Source organism: Paracraurococcus ruber, from assembly GCF_004353985.1.
GTDB classification, from domain to species: domain Bacteria; phylum Pseudomonadota; class Alphaproteobacteria; order Acetobacterales; family Acetobacteraceae; genus Paracraurococcus; species Paracraurococcus ruber.
The window spans coordinates 1-11566 of record NZ_SMOA01000186.1 but is presented as its reverse complement, the minus strand read 5'-3'; the positions used below and the strand labels follow the sequence as shown (position 1 = coordinate 11566).

The following is an 11566-nucleotide window of genomic DNA, read 5'->3' as shown; positions in this document are numbered from 1 at the left end:
GGCGCCGCGGCGGGCGCCGCTGCTCGGCCTCGCCGCCTGCGTCGCGGCGGGCGTGGCGGGCGAGGTCGCCTTCGGCCAGGCGGTGACGCTCGCCCTCGGCCAGGCGCCGCTGCGGCTGCCGCATCTGGCGGGCCACCTGATCGAGATGGGGCCGGGGCTCGACCTGCTGCGGGCGGAGTGCGGCGCGGCGCCGGCGCCCTTCGCGCTCTGCGCCTATCTGGACCGGTTGCCGGTGGACTGGGTGTCCTTCCTGTTCGACAGCGACCCGGCGCGCGGCGTCTTCGGCGCCGCCGATGCGGCGACCAAGCGGCTGATCTCGGCCGAGCAGACGCGCTTCGCGCTCGCCGCGCTGGCGCATGACCCCTGGGGGACGGCGACGGGGCTGCTGCGGGACGGGCTGGAGCAGGTGGTGACCTTCGCCACGCCCGACGTGATCTACACGCCGAAGCGGCTGGACTTCTTCGCCCACTACTTCCCGGCTTCGCTGGCCGAGGCGGCGCCCTTCACGCTGCTGCAGACCCACCCCTGGATCGCGTCGGCACAGGCCGCGCTGAGCTACCTGTCCACGGCGCTGGCGCTGGCGGTGACCGGCCTGGCGCTGGCGCGGCCCGGCCCGGCGGGGCGCGACCCGGCCTGGGCGGGCCTCGCGACCCTCGCCTGGGTGGTGCTGGCGGGGCTGGTGGTGAATGGCGTGGTCTGCGGCGTGCTGGCCTCTCCCTATGGCCGGTTCCAGGCGCGGGTGATCTGGCTGCTGCCGCTGGTCGCCATCGCGCTGGTTGGCCTGCGCCTGCGGGCTTCGGCCCGGCGCCCGGTGGCCGCCCTGGGCGCCGCCTGACGCGCGCCGAGCCGCCGGTTCCCGCGAGGCCTGCGGCCTTCCGGGACACCCCCTGCCGCCGCCGCGCGGCACCATGGGGACCCCGCCGCGGCACGGATCCGGGCGGGGGCGAGGTCCCCTCCCGGGGGCTGGCCACCCTGTCGGGTGGGTCCTAGTCTCGCGCCCGACCCGGGGAGGAACCGATGCCCGAGAGCCCGATCGACCCGAAGCTGATGACCGAGACCCGGCTGCCGCTCGCCGGGCTGCGCGTGCTGGACCTGACGCTGGCCCGTGCCGGCCCCACCTGCGTGCGGCACCTGGCGGATTGGGGCGCGGACGTGATCCGGGTGGAGCCGCCCGGGCCCGACAACGGCCTCGGCGGCGCGCGGGACGGCTTCGACCAGATCAACCTGCACCGCAACAAGCGCGGCCTCTGCATCGACCTGAAGAACCCGGCCGGGCACGCCGCCTTCCTGAAGCTGGCCGCGACCGCAGACATCCTGGTCGAGAACATGCGGATGCAGGTGAAGCACCGCCTGAAGATCGCCTATGACGACCTGAAGGGGATCAACCCGCGGCTGATCTATGCCTCCATCTCCGGCTTCGGGCAGACCGGCCCCTACTCCACCCGCGGCGGCGTGGACCAGATCGCCCAGGGCATGGGCGGGCTGATGACCATCACCGGGGAGCCCGGGCGCGGCCCGATGCGCGTCGGCATCCCGATCAACGACCTCACGGCCGGCAACCTGCTGGCCATGGGCATCATGATGAAGCTGTACGACCGGGAGAGGACGGGGGTGGGCGGCTATGTCCACACCTCCCTGCTCGAGGCCCAGGTCTTCATGCTGGATTTCCAGGCGACCCGCTGGCTGATGGACGGGGAGGTTCCGGGCCAGGCCGGCAACGACCATCCGGTGAACATCCCGATGGGCGTCTTCCCCACCGCCGACAAGCCGATCAACATCGCCGCCTCCTCCCCCAAGCTCTGGGACATCTTCGCCAAGGCCGCCGGCCATCCCGAATGGCTGGAGGTGGAGGCCTGGAAGACGCCGAAGGGGCGCGGCGCCGACCGGCAGCGGCTGAACGCCGTGATCGCCGAGGTCACGAAAACCAAATCCTCCGAGTACTGGGTCAACCTCATGGAGGAGGTCGGCATCCCCTGCGGTCCCGTGAACAACATCCGGGAGGTGTTCGAGGACCCGCAGGTCCAGCACCTGGAGATGGCGATGCCGATGCGGCACCGCACCCGCGGCGACATCCAGGTGGTGGCGCAGCCGGTGAACCTCGAAGGCACGGACACCGGCTTCTACCGGGACATGCCGCGCCTGGGCGAGCACAACGAGGACATCCTGTCGGAAGCCGGTCTCAGCCAGGACGAGATCGCCGACCTGAAAGCAAAGGGAGCGCTGGGCGGGGCATGAGCGAGTTCGAGTTCGCCGAAGGAAAGATCCTCGCCAGCATCCAGGACGGCGTCGGCCGGGTGGTGTTCAACCAGCCGGAAAAGCGCAACGCCATGTCGGTGAACATGTGGGAGGGGATGGGCCAGGCGCTCGACCGCTTCGCCGCCGACGACGCGGTGCGCTGCGTCGTCCTGCAGGGCGCCGGCGACAAGGCCTTCGTCAGCGGCGCCGACATCTCGCAGTTCGAGAAGGTGCGCAACAACGCCGACGCGCAGAAGGAATACGACCGGCTGACCAGCGCCGGCCGCCTGAAGCTGTCCACCTACGAGAAGCCGGTGATCGCGCAGATCCGCGGCTTCTGCATGGGCGGCGGGCTCGGCATCGCCATGTCCACCGACATCCGGATCGCCTCCGAGGACAGCCAGTTCGGCATCCCGGCGGCCAAGCTGTCCATCGCCTATGGCTTCGACATGGTCCGCGCGCTGGTGGACCTGGTGGGGCCGGCGCATGCGCACATGATCCTGATGACCGGCGAGCGCTTCGATGCGCGCGAGGCGGAGCGGATGGGCCTGGTGAACCGGGTGGTCCCGGCCGGGGACCTGGACGCGACGGTGGCGAAGCTGACCGCGACGCTCGCCGGCAATGCCCCGCTGTCCCTGCGGACCAACAAGCAGACGGTGAAGGCGGTCTGCGCCGACCGGGCCGACCGGGACATGGAGAAGATCCGCATCGCCATGGCCGCCTGCTTCGACAGCGAGGACTACAAGGAAGGCCGCCGCGCCTTCATGGAGAAGCGCAAGCCGGCCTTTGCCGGCCGCTGACGCCCGGCCGTTGATCCGCCACGGCCGGCGCCCCATGTGCGGGAACCCATAGATTCCCGATGCATGCGCGGCGCGTTCCGCCTAGGATGCGCGCCGCCGTGACGCCCCCGTAAAGAAGGGCGGATCGGCAGGGGACGGGCTTCGGCACAGATAGTTTCGACAACGGTACAGGGACGAAGGGTTCGGCGGCGGGAATGGACGGCAATATCGAGGCGGCGATGACGCCCGCCGATCCCGCTTCTGCGGATCATTCGGCGGGGGCGCCCATCTCGCGCATCGTCGCCGAGGTGGCGGCCCGCTTCCCGGGGGAACGCATCTCGCTCGGCGACATGGCGGAAGCCTTCGGCGACCGTGCCTTCGGCCTGCTGATCCTGCTGCTGCTGCTGCCCTCGCTGCTGCCCGGCATGGCCTCGGTCTTCGGCCTGCCGGTGCTCATCCTCGGCATCCAGATGGGCCTCGGCCGGCGGGTGCCGAAGCTGCCGGGCTTCATCGCCCGGCAGAGCATCAAGCGGGACGACCTGCTGCGCCTCGCCGGCGCCTCCTCCACCTGGCTGCGCAAGGTGGAGCGCTACGTGAAGCCGCGGCCGGGCTTCTTCACCTCCCCGGCCGGGGACAAGCTGTTCGGCTGGCTGACCGCCTATGTGGCGATCATGCTGATCCTGCCGGGGCCGGGCACCAACGGGCCGCCGGCCTTCGGCAACATCATCATGGCGCTGGGCCTGGTGGAGCACGACAACCGGGTCACCGCCTGGGGCGTCGGCCTGACCGTCGCCGGCTGCGCCTTCGCCACCGTGGTGCTGCTGATCGTCTGCTGGCTCGGCATCAAGGCGCTCGGCTACGTCTTCTGAGGCCGGGCGCGGCGGCCGGCCGCCGGCGCGGCGCCGCATGCATGACCGACCGCCAGCCTGACAACCCCCTGCCGGCGGCGCCGTAGGGCCCACGGGCCCGTCCGGCCGCGGCCCTGGCCCGGCCGCCTGTCGATGTCCTGCGAGCGCGATGCACGCCAGAGCGGTTGTCCGGCGCGTGCCGCGCGACCGCGGGTGGCACGCCGGAATTCGCAGCACCAGACCCTGGCGGATCAGGCGCAGCACCGCTGCCCCCCCTGCCCGCGGCGCGGCAAGCCTGCTAGACACGCCGCCATGCACCGGTGGCCCGCAAGGGCTGAAACGGGAACGCGCGAGGCCGGGCCAGGCCCGCGATCCCGGGGCCCAGGCCCCGGCGGATCGCGGGCCCGGACCACCCCGGCCAGGCCGCGGCTGCCCCCGCAACTGTAGGCGGTGAGGCCCTGCCAGACGCCATTGCACCGCCAGGTGCGAGAAGGCGGCAGGGCCCTGGGGGTTCCCGTCCGGGACCTCCCCACCGCGAGCCAGGAGACCGGCCGGGGCAAGTTGTCTCGCGCGTGCCGGGCGGGGTGCACCGGCGCACCGGAACGCATGGGGACGCGCCGTCGCGGGTCCCTTCCGTCTGCGGGAACGACGCAAGTCGTCCCGGCCGGGGTCCTTTCAGGGCGCCGGCCGGGGCTGGTCCGTCAACGCCGCAGGGGAAAGACCATGCGACGCACCACCCTGGCCCTGGCAGGCGGCCTTGCCGCCCTGTCCATGCCCGCGCTTGCCCAGCCCATCGCCGCCCAGGCGCCAGCCGCCCCGGCCACGCCGTCCCAGGCGTCGCCAGCCCAATCCGCGCTGCCCGACACCATCGTGACCGCGACGCGCATCGCGACGCCGCAGGAACGCGTGCCGGCCGCCGCCACCATCATCACCCGCCGCGACATCGAGGAACGCGGCTACCAGACCCTGGCGGAGGCGCTGACCGCCGTGCCCGGCCTGCGGATCGCGCCGCAGGGCGGCCCGGGCCAGATCACCAGCGCCTTCCTGCGCGGCACCGGCAGCGCCAACGTCCTGGTGCTGATCGACGGCGTGCCGGCCAACGACGTCGCGGCGCCGACCGGCGGCTTCGACTTCGGCCAGGACATCCTGTTCGACGTGGAGCGGATCGAGGTGGTGCGCGGCCCGCTCTCCTCGCTCTACGGCTCCTCGGCGATCGGCGGCGTGGTGAACCTCATCACCCGCCGGGCCGACCCGAACCGCGCCGTGGCACCCTATGGCGAGATCGCCGGCGGCACGCAGGACACGCTGCGCGGCGGCCTGGGCGCGACCGGCACGGTCGGCGCCTTCGACTACCTGGTCTCCGGCTTCTCGCAATCGACGCGAGGCTTCAACGCGCTCGCGCCGCGCTTCCAGGCGAACATCCCCGAGCGCGACGGCTTCCGCACCGCCACCAGCACCGCCCGGCTGGGCTGGAACCCGCTGCCGGGCACCCGGGTCGAGGGCACGCTGCGCTGGCGGGAGAACCGCTTCGGCCTCGACAACGTCCCGCAGGACGACCCGAACTACAGCGGCCAGGACCGCCGCTGGGCCGGGCAGATCCGCGGCGAGACGCGGCTGCTGGACGGCGCGCTGACCACCGGCCTGCGCGTCTTCAGCACCGAGCAGCGGCGGCGCTACACCAATTTCCCCGACCAGTTCGACCCCTTCGGCACGCGGGAGGACAGCCGCTTCCGCGGCACCCGCACCGGGCTCGACTGGGGCAACACGCTGCGCCTGCCCTCGCTCGGCGCGCTCACCGACGGCGCGCTCGGCTTCGGCGTCACCCATGCGGTGGAGGAGGCGCGCTCGACGCAGGTCTTCCCCTCCGACTTCGGCGACTTCGCCAGCACCCTGCGCGCCAGCCAGCACACCACCGCCGGCTGGGGCAGCCTGCAATACCGGCTGCTGGACCGGCTCGACCTCTCGGCCGGGCTGCGCCACGATTCAGTGACAGGGGTGGAGGGCGCGACCACCTGGAAGCTCGGCGCCGCGCTGGCGCTGCCGGAGGTCAACTCGCGGCTGCGGGTCGCGCTCGGCACCGCCTTCCGCGCGCCCTCGCTGTTCGAGCGCTTCGGGATCGGCGCCTTCGACGGCTTCGTCACCTCCACCGGCAACCCGGACCTGAAGCCGGAACGCAGCTTCGGCTGGGAGATCGGCAGCGACACCGACATCGCCCTGCTCGGCCGGCCGCGGCTGCTGACCGCGAGCTGGACCTTCTTCCAGAGCCGGGTGCGCGACCAGATCATCAATGTCGCCCGCGCCGACGGCACCTTCACCTACGACAACATCGCCCGCGCCCGGATCCATGGCGCCGAGCTGGGCCTGACGCTGCGGCCGGCGACCTGGCTGGAGACGACGGCGGCCTGGACCATCACCGAGGCCTTCGACGACCAGACCGACCGTCGCCTGCCGCGGCGGCCGGAACACGTCGTCACCATCACCGCCCGGCTGCAGCCGCTGCCGAAGGTGGTGGTGGCGCCGACGGTGCTGTTCACCGGCCGCAGCCCGGAAGGCGCCTTCGCCAGCTATGCCAATGACGGCACCGCCAATGCCGCGCCGCGCAACACGCCGGCGGGGACGGTGGTGAACCTGACGGCCAGCTGGCAGGCGCTGGAGCAGGCGGCGCTGTTCCTCGAGGCGCGCAACCTCGGCAACAGCCGGTGGGAGCCGGTGAACGGCTTCGTCACGCCGGGCCGCAGCGTGCTGGTCGGCACGCGCTTCGCGCTGTAGGCGCCGCGCGCTGACCCCGCGCGCCGGTCCGTCGCGCTTCTCGCGCGCGCGGGCACGGCGCGCGTTTCCCGCGCGGCTCCCGCGCGCGCCTGATCGGCGTGGTTCTCCCGCGCACCTGATCGGCACGGTTCTCCCGCGCGCCTGATCGGCGCGGTTCTCCCGCGCGCCTGATCGGCGCGGTTCTCCCGCGCGCCTGATCGGCGCGACGCCGTCAGGCGGAGATGTCGACCAGCCTTCCCTTGCCGGTGGTGGGCTTCGGCGGCGGGGCCTGCTTCTCCCGCGCCTCCTCGGCAGGGTCGTCCTGCCGGATGCCGTTGTTGGCGGCCGCCGCCTGGGCGGCCGCGGCAGGCGGCTGGTAGGGCGCGGGGGCGGCGGAACCGGACAGGGCGGAAATGCTCATGCTGCGCTCATCGGGCTGTGACGCGGGGCCGGGATGCGCAGTCTTTCCGCAGGCCGCACCGGCGCTGCGGCGCGGTCGGCGGGCCTTCACATACCGGCAAGATGTGAAGGCGGGGTTAAAGGGGCCTGCATGCCGGATAGGCCGGCGCCTTCGGGCTGGCCGCGATACGCCGGGAGTGCCGACCGAGCCTCGCCCCAGGCGGTTGACGTCAGGTACTCAGCGGCATGCGGAAGGTGAAGCGCGTTTCCGCCGCGGTGGACGTGACATCGATCCGGCCGCCATGGGCCTGGGCGATCTGATGGGCGATGTAGAGACCGAGCCCGAGGCCGCCCAGATCGGGACGATGCGTGCCGCGGGCGAAGGGCTGGAATATGCCCTCCAGCACGGCCGGGGGGATGGGGTCGCCAGCATTGGCGACGGAAAGCTCGAGTTCGGCGCCCGCCACGACGGCACGGACCCGCACGGGCCGGTCGGCCGCTCCGTGCGTCAGGGCGTTGCCGAGGAGGTTGGAGACCAATTGCGCAATCCGACGTCCGTCGCAGTGGACGGATGCCGGCAGGTCGAACTCGGTCTCGATGGTCCGGTTCGGCGCGCTGACCTGCAACTCCGCAACCACCTGCCGGAGTATCGTCTCCAGCGGCTCGTCATGCTTTCGGTTCAATGACAGGCCGCCGCCCAGCCGGCCGCGGGCAAAATCCATCACGTCGTCGATGAGGCCGGCCATGCGGCCCACGCTGCTGCGGATCATGCCGACGAGGGAGGTAGCCTTGTCATTCAGCGGCGTCTTGAGAAGAAGCCGGGTGCCGCTGTCGATCGCCGCCAGCGGGTTGCGCAGGTCATGGCCGAGCACGGCGATGAACTGCTCGCGCAGGGCAGCCACCTTTCGCTCGTCCAGCAGGGTCTCCTCCGACGCGCTCAGGCGATCGATGGCCGTAAGGTGATAGCCGATGATATCCGCGAACAACTCGAACATGCGGATGGTCTCGGGCGTGTTCAGCCGGTGCGGCTCGGGGTCGATGGCACAGAGCGTGCCGAAGAACGACCCGTCAGCGCGGCGGATGGGCACCGAGATGTAGCTTTGCAGGCCATAGATCGATGGCGTGTGGTGGCGGCAGTAAGTCGCATCCTGGGCGACGTTGTCGATGACGATGGCCTGCCCGCTCTGCCGTATCTTGTGGCAGAACGTGGTCTCGACCTGAAGCTCCCCGCCCGGCGTGAGGCCGAAGGCAATGTCATCGCGGACGCTGCAGGCAATCCAGCGGTCCTCCGTGACCCGCGCGACGGCGGCGAAGCGCATGCCAGTGGCGCGGCATACGATGTCGAGCATCGTCGGGACGGCCTTGATGTCCCCTACCGCAGCGACGTCCTGGCTGAAGTCCCTGGTCATGCCTGAGGCCGTTGTTCCATCCACCGAAGAATAAGAGCGATGCGCTTCCGATGACAGAGGTCGCACCGGCTGGCCTGCCGGTTTGGCTTGGCGCGGCGCGACATCCGGTCGGCTCAACCATCGATTATTGAAACCAAAAGGCAAACTTGCAATCCGGCCCTAAACTATTGCGGTCCTTCGGGGTTGGGTCTGCGTCAGTGCCACCCAGGCTTGGCCATGGCGGCAACCCAACCGGACCCGAATGACCCACCCAGCAGGAGGAGATGGCGGCACCGATGCGCATCCCGCGCCGCCTGACGACCCGACAGCCGAGCTTGCTCTCCTGCGGACGGTGCTCGAGGCCATCGGCGAGACCATCATCGTCACCGATGCTGGGCATGATCCTCCCGGTCCGCGCATCGAATACGTCAACCCCGCCTTCACGCGGATGACGGGGTATGCTGCGGCGGAAGTCATCGGCCGGACGCCGCGCATGCTGCAGGGCCGGGCACCGACCGTGCGGTGCTCGACGAGATCCGGGCGGCGCTCATGGCGGGCCGGCCCTTCCGGGGAGAAACCCTCAACTACCGCAAGGACGGGACGGAGTACCTGGTGGAGTGGCTCATGACCCCGGTGCTGACGGGTGCCGGGATCAGCCGCTGGATCGCGGCGCAGCGCGACGTCACGGAGACGCGACGCACGGAGCGGCAAAGGCTGCGGCTGGCGGCGGAGGTGAACCACCGGGTGAACAACACGCTCGCCGCGGTCCAGTCCGTCGCGGCGCAAACCGCGCGCAGGGCGGAGACGGCCGTTGAGTTCAAGGCGGCGTTCCAGGAGCGCCTCCGCGCCCTTGCCCGGGTGCACCGGCTGCTGGCGCGGCATCATTGGGCCGGAGCCTCCCTGGCCGAACTGGCGGCCACTCAGGTCGCGCCGCATGCCGGTGGCGACGGGTCGCGGCTCCTGGTAACCGGACCGGAGGTCTCGCTCCGCCCCGGTGCGGCGGTCGCGCTCGGCATGGCGCTGGCCGAACTGGCCGCGAACGCCGCGAAGCACGGCGCGCTGTCGGTTGCCAGTGGCCATGTCCGGCTGCAATGGCATGTCGAGCCCGGTGCGCCGCTCGACCGCCTCTGCCTGCGTTGGACCGAGAGGGATGGGCCGCCGGTGCCGGAGATGCCTAGGCGCCGCGGCTTCGGCTTCCGCTTCGTCGAGCATGGACTGGCCCATGAATTGCGGGCCGAGACGCGGCTGGCGTTCGAACGCGCCGGTTTTCAGTGCCAGATCCTCCTGCCCTTGAACGCGGTGCGCGTCTGAGCGCTTCGAGGCCGGCCGGAGCCGCAGAGGGCGGGAAGAGCCGGGTCTTCCGGGTCGGCTTCGCCCGGCAGGGCGGTGCGCCGGCCGAGCCTCACCCTGTCGGGCCGCTGTCTCGCACCCGCCTGCGCGGCAGCGTCGGCCTGTCGTCGCCTGCGGCTCGCCGTGTTCCCAATCCCAGCCGCGGCGACGGCCGGAACGCCCCGGCCGACACCGCGGTGTCCGGCTTCGCTGTCGCGGCGGAACCGGAGGCCATGGACGGCGAGCGGATCGGCGTGCATCGCCATGGCCGCAAGCCGGACCCGACCCTGCGGCAACGCCTGATCACGCCGATCCGGACGCTGACCTTCGGCGGCCTGCGGTGGCGCGTCGCCGGCTGGCTCCCGGGCCTGCCCTTCACCATCCTGCACGGCCGCTTCGCGCGCCGGACCCGCCAGGGGCTGCGGCGCCGGCTGGGCCAGCGCCTCGCGCTCGATCGGCGGCTCGCCCATGGCGAGGCGGGACTGCCCGCGGCGGTGGTGGCCGGCAGCCGCTCCCCGCGGTCAGCCCCGACCGCCTGGGTGCGCGGCATCGGTGCCGGCAGGCCGGTCGAGGCCGTGCAGCCCTTCGCCCTCGGCGCCGGGCAGGGATCGCTGCCCGATCGCGAGGCGGAACCGGCCACCACCGAGGACCGCGCCGGCGCGGTGCCGGTGCTGCCGCGGCCCGCCGCGCGCGGCTTCGAAGGCGATCTATTCGCGCGCAGCGTCCAAGGCCGGCGGGCGCCGCGGCCGCAGGAACAGCCGCGTCACCTCGGGATGCGCCTGCTCGACCTGCCGTGTCAGCTCGGCCGCCGCCCGCTCCACCCCGCCGCCCGGCAGGTCGTCGCGGAAATCGATCGTCACCGCCAGCAGTACCTCGCGCGGGCCGAGATGCATGCTCAGCACCTCCTCCACCGTGGCGACGCGCGGGTCGGCCAGCAGCGCCGCCCGCACCGCCGCCAGCAGCCGCGGCGACGCCGCCTCCCCGGTCAGCAGGCTGCGCGTCTCGTTCGCCAGGAAGCCGGCGGTCAGCACCAGCAGCAGCCCGATGGCGATGGAGGCGACGCCGTCCAGCATCGGCAGGTCCAGCCATTCCGCCAGGCCGAGCCCGGCCAGCGCCAGCAGCAGCCCGGCCAGCGCCGCCGCATCCTCGAGCAGCACGGCGAAGACGCCGGGATCCTTGCTGCCGCGGATCGCCGACCAGAAGGGCTCGTCCGGATGCACCCGGCGGAATTCGCGCAGCGCGACGCGGAAGGACAGGCCTTCGAACAGTACCGCGGCGCCGAGCACGGCGAAATTGATCCAGGCGCTCTCGACCGGATGCGGCGCCACCACCTTGCGCCAGCCCTCGAGGATGGAGACGGCGCCGCCGAGGGCGAAGATCAGCAGCGCCACGACGAAGGCCCAGAAATACAGCTCCATGCCATGGCCGAAGGGGTGCTGCGGCCCGGGCGGCCGCGCCGCCCGCCGCAGGCCGAGCAGCAGCAGGCCCTGGTTGCCGGTATCCACCGTGGAATGGATCGCCTCGCTCAGCATGGCCGAGGAGCCGGTGTAGAGGGCGGCGGCGAATTTCGTCGCCGCGATCGCCAGGTTGCCTGCCAGCGCAGCCAGGATGACCCGCCGCGATCCACCCTGCGCCATGCTGCCGTTCCTGCTGCCGCCGCGCCTGAACGGCCGGGCGGCGGAATGGCTGCAACGCCGCCGGTGCGGCGCGTGCACTTATGCGGGCGCGCAAGCGGCGGCCTCCCGGGGCGGATGCGCGCGGCGCGTCGGTCCCGCCGCGCCGCGATCCGATCATGCCCCCTGGCCGCGGGGCGGCGTGGCGCCGCGCCGCCACGCGCCCC

General features: G+C 72.3%; 12 protein-coding genes and 1 riboswitch. Of the genes, 8 read left to right on the top strand and 4 right to left on the bottom strand.

The features are described from left to right. From E2C05_RS33300 to E2C05_RS23225, 5 genes are all read left to right on the top strand, one after another. Positions 1-835: hypothetical protein (locus tag E2C05_RS33300; protein WP_456306519.1), on the top strand; the 835-nt coding region annotated here is incomplete at its 5' end. Between the two features lie 182 nt (positions 836-1017). Next, positions 1018-2235: a CaiB/BaiF CoA transferase family protein gene (locus E2C05_RS23240; protein ID WP_240046849.1), complete on the top strand. Its 1218-nt coding sequence runs from the start codon at positions 1018-1020 to the stop codon at positions 2233-2235. Continuing rightward, positions 2232-3035 (top strand): enoyl-CoA hydratase, encoded by an 804-nt coding sequence (locus E2C05_RS23235; RefSeq protein ID WP_133222029.1) that lies wholly within the window; start codon positions 2232-2234, stop codon positions 3033-3035. Before E2C05_RS23240 ends, E2C05_RS23235 begins: the two co-directional genes overlap by 4 nt. A 194-nt stretch (positions 3036-3229) precedes the next feature. After that, positions 3230-3883, top strand: a complete 654-nt coding sequence (locus E2C05_RS23230; protein WP_240046847.1) for an exopolysaccharide biosynthesis protein — start codon at positions 3230-3232, stop codon at positions 3881-3883. 280 nt (positions 3884-4163) lie between these two features. After that, positions 4164-4432, top strand: a riboswitch (cobalamin riboswitch). Positions 4433-4585: 153 nt separating this feature from the next. Continuing rightward, a complete protein-coding gene (locus E2C05_RS23225; RefSeq protein ID WP_158292318.1) occupies positions 4586-6631 on the top strand; it encodes a TonB-dependent receptor plug domain-containing protein in 2046 nt (681 codons plus the stop codon). A gap of 211 nt (positions 6632-6842) precedes the next feature. Here E2C05_RS23225 and E2C05_RS23220 read toward each other — a convergent pair whose 3' ends face one another. Together E2C05_RS23220 and E2C05_RS23215 are read right to left on the bottom strand one after the other, a co-directional pair. After that, positions 6843-7031, bottom strand: coding sequence for a hypothetical protein (locus E2C05_RS23220; protein ID WP_133222027.1), 189 nt, complete (start codon positions 7029-7031; stop codon positions 6843-6845). Between the two features lie 208 nt (positions 7032-7239). After that, positions 7240-8418, bottom strand: a complete 1179-nt coding sequence (locus tag E2C05_RS23215; protein ID WP_133222026.1) for a GAF domain-containing sensor histidine kinase — start codon at positions 8416-8418, stop codon at positions 7240-7242. A 241-nt stretch (positions 8419-8659) separates the two neighbouring features. Between E2C05_RS23215 and E2C05_RS23210 the strand changes: the two genes are divergently transcribed. Both E2C05_RS23210 and E2C05_RS23205 read left to right on the top strand, forming a co-directional pair. Beyond that, entirely contained in the window at positions 8660-9025 is a 366-nt protein-coding gene (locus E2C05_RS23210; protein ID WP_133222025.1) for a PAS domain-containing protein, read from the top strand. Then, the gene (locus tag E2C05_RS23205) at positions 8920-9708 is read left to right on the top strand and encodes an HWE histidine kinase domain-containing protein (RefSeq protein ID WP_207191671.1); all 789 of its coding nucleotides are present in this window, start codon (positions 8920-8922) and stop codon (positions 9706-9708) included. Before E2C05_RS23210 ends, E2C05_RS23205 begins: the two co-directional genes overlap by 106 nt. On the opposite strand, the gene E2C05_RS23200 is transcribed toward E2C05_RS23205, so the two are convergent. Both E2C05_RS23200 and E2C05_RS23195 read right to left on the bottom strand, forming a co-directional pair. Next, a complete protein-coding gene (locus E2C05_RS23200) occupies positions 9666-10196 on the bottom strand; it encodes a hypothetical protein (RefSeq protein WP_133222023.1) in 531 nt (176 codons plus the stop codon). The genes E2C05_RS23205 and E2C05_RS23200 overlap by 43 nt on opposite strands. A 237-nt stretch (positions 10197-10433) precedes the next feature. Beyond that, a complete protein-coding gene (locus E2C05_RS23195) occupies positions 10434-11363 on the bottom strand; it encodes a cation diffusion facilitator family transporter (RefSeq protein WP_133222022.1) in 930 nt (309 codons plus the stop codon). Here E2C05_RS23195 and E2C05_RS34285 point away from each other — a divergent pair. After that, the coding region (locus E2C05_RS34285; RefSeq protein WP_205082987.1) for a hypothetical protein at positions 11362-11566 on the top strand (205 nt) is incomplete at its 3' end. The two genes, E2C05_RS23195 and E2C05_RS34285, sit on opposite strands and share 2 nt — an antisense overlap.